Here is a 15,010-nt window from a genome sequence, read left to right on the forward strand (position 1 = left end):
GCATGTTCCGTAGGTCCCGTACGTCGGGCAGGACCAGACACCGAGCGTCCACCGCAGTCGGAGCCACCTTGCTGGGAGCAGCGTTGACCGCAGGATTCCTTCCCGCCGCCCAGGCGGCCGAACCGACCGGAACGGTGGCGGCCCAGCGCCTCACCGTCGACCTCGCCGCCCCCGAGGGCAAGGTCATGCTCGGCGCGAACGGCGCGCTCTACGGGCTCGGCGACGACGGGGTGCCGAGCGACGCCGCCCTGGCACCGCTGAAGATCACCAGCGTCTCGCAGAAGCCGGAAGGCGGCGCGCAGCACCCCAACGGCGACGCGATATCGGTCTCGAAGTCGTTCTTCCGCAACGGCGGCACGGACGTTCTCGTGCTGATGCAGGACATGTACGCCAAGTGGCCCTACGAGGACCTCGGCATCGACGACTACCTCACCAAGGTCGACAGGATCACCGCGGACATCGCCGCCGCGCCGAACAGCGAGCGCTTCGTCTATGTGCCGTTCAACGAGCCCGACCAGATCTGGTACAACCTGGGCGTCGCCGACCAGGCCACGTACCAGGCCAACCGCGACCGCTTCCTCAAGGACTGGAAGACGGTGTACCAGCGCATCCGCGCGATCGACCCGGACGCCCGGATCGCCGGCCCCAACGAATCCTCGTACCACACACGGCTGTTGACGGACTTCCTCACCTTCGCGAAGAGGGAGAACGTCCTGCCGGACGTCACCACCTGGCACGAACTCGGACCGTCCTCCCTGCGGGACTTCCAGGCCCACCACGACAACTACCGTTCCATCGAGAAGAGCCTCGGTATCGGCCCGCTGCCCGTCAACATCGACGAGTACGCCAACCGCCGCGACCTCTCCGTGCCGGGCCAACTGGTCCAGTGGGTATCGATGTTCGAGCGGAACAAGGTCTTCGCGAACCAGGCGTACTGGGACGCCGCGGGCAATCTCAGCGGCAATGTCGTCCACACCAACATCCCCAACGGCGGCTGGTGGTTCTTCCGCTGGTACGCGGGGATGACCGGGCAGACCGTCAAGGTGGCCCCGCCGTCGGCCAACACCGTGGACACACTCCAGGGCCTGGCCTCGCTCGACACCGCGCGCAGGCAGGCCCAGGTCCTGCTCGGCGGCTCCGCCGGCGACGCGGACGTGGCCGTGCGCAACGTCGACCCGAAGGTCTTCGGCACCTCCGTCACCGCGACCGTCGCCGAGGCCGCCTGGTCCGGTTACGAAGGGCAGCACGCCACCCCGCGCGTGCTCTCCCGTACGAAGCTGAACGTGGCCGCCGACGGCACCGTGACCGTACCGCTCACCGGCCTGGACCAGATGTCCGCCTACCGGATCCTGCTCACCCCGGCGGGCTCCGGCACGCCCGCCACGGCCGCCGTACCGTGGTCCGCGTCGTACGAGGCGGAGAGCGCCAGGATCACCGGTGGCCAGGTCTACACCCAGGGCACCGTCGCCAACGCCAACGGGTACGCGGCCTCCGGCACCAAGGACGTCGGCGCGCTCAACACCGCCACCAGCAAGGTCGACTTCACCGTCGACGTCCCGGCCGGTGGCACGTACGACCTGTCGGTCCTGTACGGCAACCAGTCCGGCGCCCCGGCCACCCAGACGCTATCCGTCGACGGCGGGGCGGCCCGTACGGTCGGCTATCCCTCCACCCAGAACTGGCTCTACCGGGGGAAGCAGGACGTGACGGTCGAGCTGACCGCCGGCCGGCACACCGTCACCCTGGCCAAGGGCGCCGGCGAGGTCACCCTGGACCGGATCGACCTGACGGCGCACACCACGCCGGCGGCCTCGTACGAGGCCACGTTCGCCGACATCTCCGGCAGTGTGTCGTACGACTACCGTGACGCGACCGGCACCGGTACGGGCGCGCTCGTCCTGGGATCCGGGGGCAGGGCCGTGCTCGACGTGTACGCGCCGCGCGACGGCTACTACACCGTGACCTCACGCGCCTCCGCGCCCGTACAGCTCTCCCTGCACGGCGAGAACGTCACCGCCGCCCCGAACCGGGCGCTGAAGCTGTACCTCGTCGCGGGCAACAACCGCGTCACCGCCTCGGGCCCGGCGTCGCTGCGCTCCCTCGACGTGGCGGGCGCGGGCACCTCGGCCGGCTCCGTCACCTACGAGGGCGCGCAGGCCACGCTGGCGGGCGGCGCCCGGCTCGTGGACAACGCGGGCGCGTCCGCGGGTACGTACATCGGCTGGCTCGGCAACAGCGCCGCCAGCACCGCCGGATTCAGCGTCACCGCGCCGCGTGCGGGACAGTACGTCCTGGTGCTCTCCTACAGCCACAACGACCGCCGCGACAACGGCCACGCCTACAACACCGACATCATGTCCCGCACCGCGGACATCACCGTCGGCGGTGTGAGCAGGAAGGTGACCTTCAAGAACACCTGGAGCTGGGACGACTTCTGGACCATCGGGGTCCCGGTCACCCTGAAGCAGGGCGCCAACACCCTCACGATCGGCAACGCGTCCGCGTGGGCGCCGAACATCGACAGGATCGAACTCGCCCCCGTCCGGGGCTGATCCACCACAGGTGCGCACCACACGCGCACCACGACCGAGGACCGGCCCTCAGGGCCGGTCCTCGGCTTCTTTCCGCGATACCGCCTATGTCAGGTCGGTGACCTTCCAGCGCTGGTTCGTACCGGAGTTGGGCGTCCACACCGAGACCCGCGAGCCGCCCGCCGTGGCCTGGCCCGGGACTTCGAGGAGCTTGCCGCTCTCCGCGCCGACCAGGGTGTAGGTGCCGTCACCGGTGGTGGACAGGACCCACTGAGCGGCCTGCCCGGCCCTGCCCCGGTCCGGTTCCAGCACCGCCGCGCCGTCCCGTACCGCCAGCCGGAGCTTCCGCTCCGCGTTGCGCACCACGTAGCGGTCCCGGTTGCCGGTGCCGTTCGACACCTTCTCGATCCGCCACCGCTGGCCGGTGTCGGCCGTGTCGGTGGTGCGGATGACGGTGCCGGTGGCGTCGTCCGAGACGTCGAGCGACTTGCCGCTGCCCACACCCGTCAGGGTGTAGGTGTGTCCCCGCTGGAGCTCCGCGGCGTCCTTCGCGACCCCGGAGACCCCCGTGACCAGCAGACTGGTCACCGACTGGGCCGGTACGGTGACGGTCGCGCCGCCCCCCTTCACGGCCACCGGAGCGCCCTTGACGAGAGCGCCGCTCACGTCCGTGACCACCGGGGTGACCTTCGCGTCCCGGGAGATCCGGCCGAAGCCGGAGAGGTCCACGGTCACGGCGCGCGCCGCCGCGGTGTCATTGACGTGGACGACGGTGGCGCCCCGTCCCGACGCGGAGACGGCCGCCGCGCTCGCGGTGTCGTCCGTCTTCACCAGCCGGTCGCCGGGCTTGATGAAGTGGGTGAAGTTCCGCGCCGTGTTGAACTTGGTGTTGGTCCGGACCGGGCAGGTCTCCAGGGTGTCCTTCGCGGTGCAACTGAACGGCACCTGGATGGAGCCCCAGTTGCCGCCCTTCGCGGACTCGCCGCCCGGCTTCATGTTGTCGTAGTCCTCCACCGGCTGCCAGAACAGCCAAGCGGTGGGCTCCAGTTCACGCAGGTCGTCCACCACGTGCTTCGCCAGCCCGAGCCCCGGCTTCATGCTGGTGAAGTCCTGGCCGTCACCCCAGTCGCCGTCGACCTCGCTCATCCACAGCGGCTTGTCGGCCGCCTTGGCGATGTCCCGCGGGGTGGTCCTGCCGCCGGTGCCGTACGTGTGGACGTTGAGCTGGGAGACCAGATCCCGTACGTCCTGCGGGTAGGACTCCCAGTTGCGGGCGAACGTCGTCGGGTTGGTCTCGTCCATCGCCGAGATCACCGCGTCGGTCCTGGATGTGCCCAGCTTTTCCGCGAGCGCCTTGATGACCTGCTGCTGACGCTCGGGGCCGACGTGGGCGCCCTCCTGCCTGCCCCCGACCGGCTCGCCGTCCGGGCCCAGGGTGGTGCCCCAGTAGGAGGTGTTGGGCTCGTTGAACGGGTCGATGGTGTCGACCTTGATCCGGCTCGACTTCTCCAGCCGCTCCACGGCGCCCGTCAGATACGCCGCGAAGTCGTCCACCGATTCGGGCTTGAGCTGGTCCTGGCCGGCCTGGAAGTTGCCGGAGACGTAGCCGCTCTCGGTCATGAACCACGGCGGGGAGTTGGAGAACGCCTCCCAGTGGGTGATGTCCTTGGCGATCCGGTTCACCCACCAGCGCTGGGTGGCGTCGGCCTTGGGGTTCCAGTCGGCCGGGTCGTCCGCCGACCACCAGGTGGTGTCCTCGCGCGTGGTGCCCTCCGGCGCCTTCCACCAGCCCTGCACCGCGCCGCCCGCGCGCAGGTAGTCCTTCACGTCGGGGGCGTTGCCGCCGCCGATGTTGTACCGGGCGATGTTCAGCGCGAGACCGTCGTCGCCGAAGACCAGCTTGGCGAGCTTCTCGCGGATCGCCGGGGGATAGCCGCCGGTCGCGTTGGCGAACCAGACCAGGCTGGTGCCCCAGCCCTCGAACTTCTGTCCCTGGTACGAGGGGTCCGGCCGTACGGTGACGGCGGAGCCCGGCTCGGCCGCGGTGGCGGCCGGCAGCGGTCCGCCGGCCAGCACACCGCCGGTGGCCAGGACGACGGCCAGGGCCGCCGGCAGATGCCGGATGGTACGTGGTCGCTTCATCGTGGGGTCTTCCCTTGTCCTCGTCGCGTCATCGGGGGAGAACTGCGCACGTGCCTGTCACGGTGGTCGAGGTCGTACGTCCCTTCTCTTTTCTGCGGAGGAAGCCCTCAGCGGCGTACCACCGCGACGCCGCGCGGGCCCAGAACGAGGGGCTGTCCGGCGGAGCGCTGGTCCGCCCCGGCCGTCAGCGCGAGCAGGGTCCCGTCCACACCGGGCAGTTCGACGGGCTCGTCGGTGCGGTTGACCAGGAACCAGTAGTCGGTGGCGCCGTGGCCGCGCACCACCAGCTCGACCCGGCCCCGGGCGGTCTCCGGCAGGTCGCCGCTCACCCCGGCGCCGTCCAGCAGCCGGGCGAGCACGCCGCGTACCCCCTCGGCGCCGAGCCGGGTGGAGACGTACGCGGCGGAACCCCGGCCCACCGCGCGCCGGGTGATCGCGGGGCGGCCCGCCTGGTCACCGGAGGTGTACGAGGCGAGCACCTCCACCGTGTCGTCGGTGAGGGTGATCGGGTCCGTCCACAGCGTGCCGGTGGAACCGTCGTCCAGGGTGACGCTCCGGCCGTCGGGCAGCGGGGCGAACTCCTCGATCCTGATGCCCAGCAGATCGCGCAGCGCGCCCGGGTAACCGCCCAGCCACGCATGGTCGTTCTCGTCCACCACACCGGAGAAGTAGGTGGTGACGAGATGGCCGCCGTTCTCGACGAAGCTGTTCAGCTCCTTGGCGAGGGCGCGCGGGACCACATGCAGCACCGGCGCCACCACCAGGTCGTAGCCGCCGAGTTCGGCGCCGGTGTGGACGACGTCGGCCCGTACCCCGAGGGCCAGGAACGCGGAGTACCAGTCGAGCGCCTCCTGCCGGTAGCGCAGCAGGGAGGAGGGGTGGGAGTCCTGCTCGCTGGTCCACCACGACTCCCAGTCGAAGAGGATCGCCGCCCGCGCGGGGCGCCGGGTGGACCCCGCGACCTCGGACAGGTCGCCCAGCAGCGCGCCGAGCCGGGTCACCGAGCGGAACACCTCGCTGTCGGGACCGGCGTGCGGCACCATCGCCGAGTGGTACTTCTCGGCGCCCGCCGCGGACTGCCGCCACTGGAAGTAGCAGACGGCGTCGGCGCCGTGCGCCACATGGAGCAGCGAGTCCCGCGCCAACTCCCCTTCACGCTTGGCCAGGTTGACCGGCTGCCAGTTGACCGCGCTGGTGGAGTGCTCCATCAGGAACCACGGATGCCCGCCCGCGATCGAGCCGGTGAGGTTCGCTGAGAACGACAGCTCGTCCAGGCCCTGCGGCCCCGGATGGACGTAGTGGTCGTTGGAGACGAAGTCCACCTCACGCGCCCAGTCGGCGTAGTGCATGCCCTTGGTCTCGCCCATCACCATGAAGTTGGTGGTGACCGGAACCTCGGGGGTGAGCCGGTACAGCACCTCGCGCTCGGCGCGCAGATGCTCCTTGAGGGCGTCCGAGGAGAACCGCTTGAAGTCGAGCTGCTGGGTCGGGTTGGGGTGCGAGGCGGCGAGCCGGGGCGGCAGGATCTGTCCCCACTCCGTGTAGCGCTGGGACCAGAAGTCGGTGCCCCAGGCGTGGTTGAGCGCCTCGACCGTGCCGTAGCGGGCGGCCAGCCAGATCCGGAAGGCGCGGGCCGCGTCGTCGGAGAAGTCGTAGATGTTGTGGCAGCCCAGCTCGTTGGAGACATGCCAGGCGACGAGCGCCGGGTGACCGCCGTACCGCTCGGCCATCTTCGTGGCGAGCTTCAGCGCGTAGGTACGGAACACCGGGGAGGTGGGCCGCCAGTGCTGGCGGGCGCCCGGCCACACCGTCTCGCCGTGCGGTCCCACGGGAAGGATCTCGGGGTGCAGTGTGGTCAGCCACGGGGGCGGCGACGCGGTGGCCGTGGCCAGGTCGACGGATATCCCGCCCGCGTGCAGGAGATCCATGATCTCGTCCAGCCAGCCGAACTCCCAGACGTCCGGGGCGGGTTGGATACGGGCCCAGGAGAAGATGGCGAGGGACACGATGTTCACACCGGCTTCGCGCATCAGCCGGATGTCCTCGTGCCACACCTCGCGCGGCCACTGCTCCGGGTTGTAGTCGGCGCCGTAGGCGAACCCCGGTGCGGGGGCGTCGTGCGGCCGGCGCAGCCAGCGGGGCGACGGGGCGCGGGTCATCTTGCTCCTCGGGAAGATCGTGCCGGATCCGCGCGGTCCGGGCGGACCGCGGGCACCGGGCGGTGACGGGCGGCGGCGAGGTCGCCGCCGCCCGTCACCCCCGGCCGGCCGGTGTTACTTGACGGTGAAACCCTGCTCCGTGCCGTAGGCGCGGGACTGCTTCTGCCAGTTGGCGAGACCTTCCGACAGGGGTGTGCCGGAGACGTACGCCTTGCCGACGGTGTCGTTGAAGATCGAGTTCGAGTAGACCTGGAAGGGCAGGTACGTCCAGTTGGGGACGACCTCGGTCGCCGACTGGGAGAAGACCTTGTTGATCTGCTGGCCGCCGAAGTAGTCGAACTTCGTGTCCAGGAACTCCTTGGACGTGAGATCGGCGGTGGTGGCCGGGAACGCGCCGTCCTTGATGCGGGACTTCACGCCCGCGCCGGCGGCGGCGTACTCGGTGAAGGCGTAGGCGAGCGCCTTGTTCTTGCCCGCGGAGGGCACGGCCAGCGAGCTGCCGCCGCTCTCCGCGCTGGCCTTCGCGCCCGCCTTCCACTGCGGCAGCGGGGCCACCCGCCAGTCGCCCGCGGCCGCGGGGGCGCCCGTCTTGAGGTTGGTGGGCATCCAGGCGCCGGTGGCGAGTGTGGCGATGGTGCCGTCGCCCAGTCCCTTGAACCACTCGTCGGTCCAGGAGGTGACGGGCGCCAGCAGCTTGCCGTCGATGAGCTTCTGCCAGGTCTTCGTGAACGCGGTGCTGCCCGCGTCGGTGAAGTTGATGCTCACATCGGTGCCGTCCACCGTGTACGGGTGGCCGCCGGCCTGCCAGATGAGGCTGGTGGCGAAGCCCGCCTCGCCGGTGTCGGCGGTGATGAAGACCTTCGGGTCGGCCTTGTGCAGCTTCTCTGCCGCGGTGACGTACTCGTCCCACGTGGTCGGGATCGCGATCTTGTGCTTGTCGAAGACCTTCTTGTTGTAGTAGAGCGCCATCGGGCCGGAGTCCACGGGCAGCCCGAAGACCCCGTCACCGGTCTTCACCGCGTTCCACGGGCCGGGGGAGTAGGAGTCGCCCAGCTTGTCCGCGCCGTACGGGGCGAGGTCGGTGACGGACTTGGAGAGGGAGAACTGGCTCAGCGCGAAGTACTCGATCTGCGCGACGTCGGGGACACCCTTGCCCGCCGCTATCGCGTTCTGGAGGGCGGTGTACTCGTCCTTCGAGGTGCCCGCGTTGACGACCTTGACCTTCACCTTGGGGTGCGCGGCCTCGAAGTCCTTCGCGACCTGGGGAATGGTGCTGTCCCAGGTCCAGACCGTCAGGTCGCCGCCCTTGTCGAGGGCCGCCTTGACGTCCTCCGGGCTCCCGGAGTCGCCGCCACCGCCGCTGTCGTCGGAGGAGCCGCCGCAGGCCGTCAGGGTGAGGGCGAGGGCGAGTACGGAGGCCAGACCTGCGCCGCGCACGGTGCGGCGCGTTGTGTTGAACATCAGAGTCATCTCACTTCGTTGTCAGAGAACTGCCGAAAGCGGGGAGAACGCGGGAGAGTCGGGAAACGGGGGAGTGTGGTGGGGCGGACGTCACTCCTTGACGCTTCCGGCGGCGAGCCCCGACTGCCAGTACCGCTGGAGCAGCAGGAACGCGGCGATCAGGGGCACGATGGTGAGCAGGGAACCGGTGATGACCAGGTTGAAGATGGCCTCGCCCCCGTTGGTCTGGGCCTGCGCGTTCCAGGAGTTGAGTCCGAGGGTGAGCGGGTACCAGTCCGGATCCTTGAGCATGATCAGCGGCAGGAAGTAGTTGTTCCAGGTCGCGACCACGGTGAACAGCAGCACCGTCACGATGCCGGGGGCGAGCAGCGGCAGACTGACCGTGAAGAAGGTACGGATCTCACTCGCGCCGTCGATCCTGGCGGCCTCCAGCAGCTCGGTGGGGATCGCCTCGGCGGCGAACACCCACATCAGATAGAGGCCGAACGGTGAGATCAGCGAGGGGATGATCACCGCCCAGGGGGTGTCGGTCAGCCCCATCTTGCTGAACATCAGGAAGGTCGGGACGGCCAGCGCCGTACCGGGGACGGCGACGGCGCCGATCACCACGGCGAAGACACCGCGCTTGCCGGGGAACTCGAACTTGGCGAGGGCGTAGCCGCCGAGCACCGCGAGGAAGGTCGCGCCGCCGGCTCCCACCACGACGTACAGCAGTGTGTTCAGCAGCCAGCGGACGAACACACCGTCGTTGTAGGTGAGGGTGTCGGCGATGTTCCCGAAGAACGCGAAGTCGCTGTCGAACCAGAGGCCCGAGGAGCTGAGCAGGCCGTTCTGGGTCTTCGTCGAGTTGATGACGAGCCAGACGAGCGGCACCAGCGCGTAGACCAGGACCAGACCGGTCAGCACGGTGAGCAGCACACTGCGGCGCGGCCGGTTGACACTGTGCCGCTGTCCGGACCGGGGGGTGCGCAGCCGGGTGACGGGGCGGGGCGCGCGCTTCTCGCCCGGGGCAACGGGGGCAGGGGCGGTGGCTCCCATCGTCACGCTTCCTTTCGCATGCCGCGGAGCTGTACGGCATAGGCGATGATCATGGTGAAGACACCCATGATGATCGCGACCGTGGCCGCGTAGTTGTGCTGCTGGCCCGAGAAGGCCAGCGAGTAGGTGTAGAAGTTCGGCGTGAAGTCCGTGGTGATCGTGTTGGGCGCCAGGTTCTTGAGGATGCTCGGCTCGTTGAAGAGCTGGAAGCTGCCGATGATCGAGAAGATGGTGGCGATGACCAGCGCGCCCCGGATCGCGGGCAGCTTGATCGCGCCGATGATCCGGAGCTGTCCCGCGCCGTCGATCTCCGCCGCCTCGTAGAGCGAGTGCGGGATGACCCGCAGCGCCGAGTAGAAGATCAGCATGTTGTAGCCGACGAACTCCCAGGTCACGATGTTGCCGATGGAGGCGAGCACCAGGCCGGAGGAGAGCGGGTCGGGCAGCGAGACCCCGAAGGCGTCGTTGATGTTGCCGACCAGGCCGAAGCGGGTGCCGTACATGAAGCCCCACATCAGGGCGGCGACCACGGCGGGTACGGCGTACGGCAGGAAGATCGCGATCCGGAAGAAGTTCTTGCCGTAGAGCCTGCCGCTGTCGATGGCCAGCGCGACCAGCAGCGCGATCCCGAGCATGACCGGTACCTGGACGGCCAGGAAGAGGGTCACCCGGCCCAGGGCCGCCCAGAAGTTCGGGTCCTCCAGCGCACGTTGGTAGTTGTCGAAGCCGACGAAGGAGGTGCCGCCGACGAGTTGGGTCCGGAAGACGCTCAGATAGATCGAGTAACAGATCGGCGCGAGGAAGACCAGGGCGAAGACCGCCATGAACGGGCCGATGAAGCCCCAGCCGATCAGGGCCCGCCTGCGTCGTGGGCCCCGTGGCAGGGCGGGGAGTCCCGCTGTGGAGGGCGGTGACAACGTCGTCATGGCTGTTCCTCGCTGGTCGTCCTCGGCACCCGGCCGCCGGGTGGAAACGTCCGTATCGAGCCGTGGCCCGAAGAGGGTCGCGGCGCTGATGTTTACGTAAACATCGATGGATGGGATGCTTGCATCGGCCCCGGTGGGGCGTCAAGATTTCGGCTGGTCTCAGTTGAATCAAGCAGGTCGCGGTGGTTACGACGACGGGAAGCGCGGGAGCGGGAGTGGCGGAGACGGTGGAGGGCGCCCAGCGGGCGGCGGGGTCGGACGAACCGCTGCCGCGGGCCGAAGCGGGCCAGGGGGCGCGGGGCCGGCGGCGCCGGGTGTCCATGGCGGACGTCGCCCGGCGGGCGGGCGTCTCCTCGCAGACCGTCTCCCGGGTCTCCAACGGCCACCCGGGCGTGGTCGACGCGACGCGCCAGGAGGTGCTCGCCGCGATGAAGGAGCTGGGCTACCGGCCCAACAGCGCGGCCCGCGCCCTGAAGAGCGGCGAGTTCCGCACCATCGGCATCATCCTGTTCACCCTCTCCACCACCGGCAACGTCCGCACCCTGGAGGCCATCGCCACCTCGGCGGCGCAGCAGGGGTACGCCACCACGCTGCTCCCGGTCGCCATGCCCACCCAGGACCAGGTACGGGGCGCCTTCACCCGGCTCGGCGAGCTGGCCGTGGACGCCATCATCGTGATCATGGAGGTCCATCTGCTGGACGCCGCCACGGTCACCCTGCCCCCCAACGTCGGTGTGGTGGTGGCCGATTCGAACGCCGGTCACCGCTACAGCGTCGTCGACACCGACCAGGCGGGCGGCGCCCGCGAGGCGGTGAGCCACCTGCTCGGCCTCGGACACACCACGGTCTGGCATCTCGCCGGGCCCGAGGAGTCCTTCGCCGCGCAGCGGCGGGCCGACGCCTGGCGCGCCACCCTGCGCGAGGCGGGGCGCCCGGTGCCCCCACCGCTGCGCGGCGACTGGTCGGCGGAGTCGGGGTACCGGGCGGGGCTGCGGCTGGCCGAGGAGCCGGAGTGCACCGCGGTCTTCGCGGCCAACGACCAGATGGCGCTGGGCCTGTTGCGCGCGCTGCACGAGTCCGGCCGCGCGGTGCCCGGAGAGGTGAGTGTGGTCGGTTTCGACGACATCCCGGACTCCGGTTCGTACGTGCCGCCGCTCACCACCGTCCACCAGGACTTCGCGGAGGTGGGACGGCGCTGCGTGGAGGGCGCGCTGCGCCAGATCAACACCCACGAGGAGGAGCGCGGCACCACCCTCGTCCCCACCCGGATGGTGATCCGCGGATCCACCGCTCCGCCGCCCCGGCCGGAGGACTGAGGGCTGAGGGCTGAGGACAGAGGACAGAGGGCTGAGGCTGGGACGGCGGCGACGGGGGAGGGGCCGGGCGCGGCTGCCGGCCGGGCTCCCCCGGGCAGGGATTAGCATGCAGCGATCATCACGGTGATGTGACGAGGAAAAGGGGCGGGCATGCGCGCGGAGCAGTGGACCGGAGTCGTCACCTACCACGGGGAAGGGCCCGGATGGGACCCCGGGACCGGCCAGCTGAGGGTCGTCGACATGCTCGCCGGGGACCTGCTGACCTTCGGCGCCGACGGCACGCGGGCCCCCGGACGCCACCACCTCGGCCAGGTCGCGGCGGCCTGGCGGCCCCGTACCTCCGGCGGCGTCGTGGCGGCGGTCGAACGCGGCTTCGCGCTCATCGCGCCCGACGGGACGGTGACCCGCGGCGAGGAGCTGTGGAGCGACCCCACGATCCGGATGAACGAGGGCGGCTGCGACCCGGCCGGCAACTTCTACTGCGGGTCGATGGCGTACGACACCCGCCCCGGCGCCGGCCGCGTCTTCCGGCTCACCCCCGGCGGCGAGACCTCCGTCGTCCACACCGGCGTGACCATCTCGAACGGTCTGGCCTGGTCCCCGGAGGGTGACTTCGCGTACTACGTCGACACCCCCACCCAGTCCATCGCCCGGGTGACGGTCGACCCGGAGAGCGGCCGGTTCGCCACCCCCGAGCCCTGGGTGCGCGTCGACCCCGCCGACGGCGCGCCCGACGGCATCACGGTGGACGCCGAGGGGGGCGTGTGGGTCGCGCTCTGGGGCGGCTCCGCGGTCCGCCGCTACACGGCGAAGGGCGTGCTCGACACGGTGGTGGAGGTGAACGCCCGCCAGGTCAGCGCCTGCGCCTTCGGCGGCGACGACTACCGGCGCCTGTTCATCACCACCTCGCGCGAGAACGTACCCGACGGTGAGGACCCGGCGGCGGGCGCCGTGTTCACCGTCGAGCCGGGCATCGCGGGACGCGCGCCGCTGCCGTACGCCGGATAGCGCTCACAGCCCCGGCGCGCCCCAGACGGGAAACCAGCGCGCGAGGTCGGGCTCGATCCGCAGATCGTCCCCGAGCACCGCTCTGACCTGCAACTCCCGCTGATTGTCCCGCTTCTCGGCGTCGCCGGGGAGCGGGGCGAACGGATAGAACGTGCCGCGCTTGTAGAGATAGACCAGGGCCAGCGGCCGTCCCTCCGCGTCCCGGAAGCCGACCAGGGAGCACAGGAGCTGCGGCCCGAAACCGCCGTCCTGGAGCAGTGTGTTGACCGCGTGCAGATCGTTGACCAGCGAGGCCGCGTCGTCGGGTGACCGCTGCGAGAGCAGCCAGGTGTAGCCGTACGCGTCCTGGCTGAACGTGACGGGGACCCCCGCCCCCTGCCGCGCCGTGTCCGCGTCCAGCAACTCCTGGACGTCGCGGCGGATCCGCGCGAATCCGCCGCCCTCGACGCCCGCGAAGCAGACCGAGCCGAGCCCGGTGGGCACGTACCCCGCGCCCGCTTCGAGGGTGAGCGCGGCCGACGGGAGGGAGAAGAGCTGATCGAGTTGGGGGCGGACCGGCTTGCTGCGGCCGAGGATGGTGTCGAGAAGGCCCACGGGACCAGCTCCTTCACGTGCGGGGTCGGTCACGGGCGGGCGAGTTCGGCGGAGATACGGGCGAGCTGCTCCAGCCGCTGTTCGAGCGTCGGGTGCGAGGAGAGCAGCCGGCCGAGGCTCTCCTTCGAGGAGAACGCCGGGACGAAGTAGAAGGCGTTGTACGGCTCCGCCTTCCGCAGGTCCTCCGTCGGTATGCGCGCCATCTGGCCGCTGACCTTGGTGAGCGCGGACGCCAGCGCCGAGGGCCGGCCGGTGAGCAGCGCGGCGGCCCGGTCCGCCGACAGCTCGCGATAGCGGGAGAGCAGCCGGGTCAGCAGAAAGCCCACCGCGTACACCACCGCGCTGACCAGCGGGATCAGCATGATCGCGATCCCGGCCGGGCCGGCGTTGCGGGCGTTCCTGGCCAGCCCGCCCCACAGCGCGATCCGGGTGATCAGCCCCGCGAGCACCCCGAGGAACGAGGCGATGGTCATGACGGCGACATCGCGGTGCGCGACATGGGACATCTCATGGGCGAGGACGCCCTCCAGCTCCTCGGGCTCCAGCCGGCGCAGCAGCCCGGTCGTGGCGCAGATCAGCGCGGTGCGCTCGCTGCGCCCGGTGGCGAAGGCGTTGGGTAGGTCGCTCTGCGCGATGGCGACGCGGGGCTTGGACATGTCGGCCAGCGCGCAGATCCGGTCGACGGCGCCGTGCAGGGCCGGCGCCTCCTCGGGCGTCACCTCGCGGGCGCCCATGCTGAACGCCGCGATCTTGTCGCTGAACCAGAACTGCGCGACGAACAGACCACCGGCGAAGATCAGGATGATCGGCCAGGCGTGGTTCAGCACCGCCAGCAGCACACCGACCAGGACCACGTACAGCAGACCGATCAGGAACATGGTCGTCACCATGCGCGTGGTCAGACCGCGGTCCGGGGTGTAGCGGTTACGTGTCATCGTCCCTCCACTCACTCTCTCTCCTGCCATTTTCCTCCTTTCCTCGCCAAACGGGATAAGGGGGGTGTATGGGTGCGCGCGGAGGGGGCGCACGGTGGCGCACTGCTGTACAGGGGGGCTCGCACGGGCGGAGAAAGTGCCCCCTGTGCTGCCACGCGGCGTGTTCCCGCGGGATCGATCCGGGCGTTGGTCTGTATACGACAGGAATAAATGACCATCATTTCTCTGGGTAGACGAAGGAATGTAGAGGGTGGAATAGGGAGGTGCTGCATGATCCGGGTTCTTGTGGTGCACGGGGTGGGACTGTTTCGTTCGGCGCTGGTGGCGTTGTTGCGTACCGAAAAAATGTTCGACGTGTCGTCGGCGTCGGGGCGCACCGCATTGCGTGGTCCGTACGGTGTTCCCCCTCATGTCTACGTAGCCGATATCGACTGTCCGGCTTCCTCGGCGTACATCGAAAGAGCCACGTCCGCCCGTGATGAACTGGGCTGTCAACCGGCCCTCCTGGTTCTGGCCAGCGCACAGAAGCCCGGATCACTCCGTAAGGCTTTTGACGCGGGGGCGCTCGGATATGTCGACAAGGACGGGGAGCCGGGACGTTTAGTGGACGCCATCCGCAACGTCGCGCGAGGGGAGCGATTCATTGACGAATCACTCGCTTTCGATTTTCTCCAGGCCGGGAAGATACCGCTGACCCCGAGGGAACTCAGCGTCCTCGGCCTGGCGGCGGAAGGCGCGCCGATCGAGGAAATCGCGAGATCCCTGCACCTGTCCAACGGCACGATTCGCAACTACCTGGCCGCCGCGATAAGGAAGACCGGCGGCAGGAACCGGATGGACGCCGTCCGGATTTCCCAGGGCGCCGGCTGGCTCTGAGGGGAGGGCTCCCGGCTCTGATAG

General features: G+C 69.8%; 11 protein-coding genes. 4 read left to right on the forward strand and 7 right to left on the reverse strand.

Going from position 1 to position 15,010, the window contains the following annotated elements:
• The first annotated feature begins 2 nt into the window (after positions 1-2).
• Positions 3-2,552: a CBM35 domain-containing protein gene (locus ACIBJC_RS06115; RefSeq protein WP_399289784.1), complete on the forward strand. Its 2,550-nt coding sequence runs from the start codon at positions 3-5 to the stop codon at positions 2,550-2,552.
• An 84-nt stretch (positions 2,553-2,636) separates the two neighbouring features.
• Here the strand turns inward: ACIBJC_RS06115 and ACIBJC_RS06120 are convergent, their stop codons facing one another.
• The 5 genes from ACIBJC_RS06120 to ACIBJC_RS06140 all read right to left on the reverse strand — a co-directional run bounded on the left by ACIBJC_RS06120 (position 2,637) and on the right by ACIBJC_RS06140 (position 10,257).
• Positions 2,637-4,673: an RICIN domain-containing protein gene (locus ACIBJC_RS06120; RefSeq protein ID WP_399288601.1), complete on the reverse strand. Its 2,037-nt coding sequence runs from the start codon at positions 4,671-4,673 to the stop codon at positions 2,637-2,639.
• Positions 4,674-4,780: 107 nt separating this feature from the next.
• Positions 4,781-6,832 carry a beta-galactosidase gene (locus ACIBJC_RS06125; RefSeq protein ID WP_399288604.1) on the reverse strand — a complete coding sequence of 684 codons (2,052 nt, stop codon included), beginning with the start codon at positions 6,830-6,832 and terminating at the stop codon, positions 4,781-4,783.
• A 114-nt stretch (positions 6,833-6,946) separates the two neighbouring features.
• Entirely contained in the window at positions 6,947-8,293 is a 1,347-nt protein-coding gene (locus ACIBJC_RS06130; RefSeq protein ID WP_399288606.1) for an ABC transporter substrate-binding protein, read from the reverse strand.
• Positions 8,294-8,383: 90 nt separating this feature from the next.
• Positions 8,384-9,331 (reverse strand): carbohydrate ABC transporter permease, encoded by a 948-nt coding sequence (locus ACIBJC_RS06135; RefSeq protein WP_399288609.1) that lies wholly within the window; start codon positions 9,329-9,331, stop codon positions 8,384-8,386.
• A gap of 2 nt (positions 9,332-9,333) precedes the next feature.
• Complete coding sequence (locus tag ACIBJC_RS06140; RefSeq protein WP_399288612.1) at positions 9,334-10,257, reverse strand: carbohydrate ABC transporter permease; 924 nt, start codon at positions 10,255-10,257, stop codon at positions 9,334-9,336.
• Between the two features lie 320 nt (positions 10,258-10,577).
• Here ACIBJC_RS06140 and ACIBJC_RS06145 point away from each other — a divergent pair, with 320 nt between their 5' ends.
• Complete coding sequence (locus tag ACIBJC_RS06145; protein ID WP_399289786.1) at positions 10,578-11,573, forward strand: LacI family DNA-binding transcriptional regulator; 996 nt, start codon at positions 10,578-10,580, stop codon at positions 11,571-11,573.
• 150 nt (positions 11,574-11,723) lie between these two features.
• Positions 11,724-12,581 carry an SMP-30/gluconolactonase/LRE family protein gene (locus ACIBJC_RS06150; protein WP_399288615.1) on the forward strand — a complete coding sequence of 286 codons (858 nt, stop codon included), beginning with the start codon at positions 11,724-11,726 and terminating at the stop codon, positions 12,579-12,581.
• A 3-nt stretch (positions 12,582-12,584) separates the two neighbouring features.
• On the opposite strand, the gene ACIBJC_RS06155 is transcribed toward ACIBJC_RS06150, so the two are convergent.
• Positions 12,585-13,175, reverse strand: a complete 591-nt coding sequence (locus tag ACIBJC_RS06155; RefSeq protein WP_399288617.1) for a hypothetical protein — start codon at positions 13,173-13,175, stop codon at positions 12,585-12,587.
• A 29-nt stretch (positions 13,176-13,204) separates the two neighbouring features.
• Positions 13,205-14,110 (reverse strand): zinc metalloprotease HtpX, encoded by a 906-nt coding sequence (gene htpX, locus ACIBJC_RS06160; RefSeq protein WP_399288619.1) that lies wholly within the window; start codon positions 14,108-14,110, stop codon positions 13,205-13,207.
• 270 nt (positions 14,111-14,380) lie between these two features.
• On the opposite strand from htpX, the gene ACIBJC_RS06165 reads away from it, so the two are divergent.
• A complete protein-coding gene (locus tag ACIBJC_RS06165) occupies positions 14,381-14,986 on the forward strand; it encodes a response regulator transcription factor (RefSeq protein WP_399288622.1) in 606 nt (201 codons plus the stop codon).
• The last annotated feature ends 24 nt before the right edge of the window (positions 14,987-15,010 follow it).

This window comes from Streptomyces sp. NPDC050509, from assembly GCF_044457965.1.
Lineage (GTDB): Bacteria > Actinomycetota > Actinomycetes > Streptomycetales > Streptomycetaceae > Streptomyces.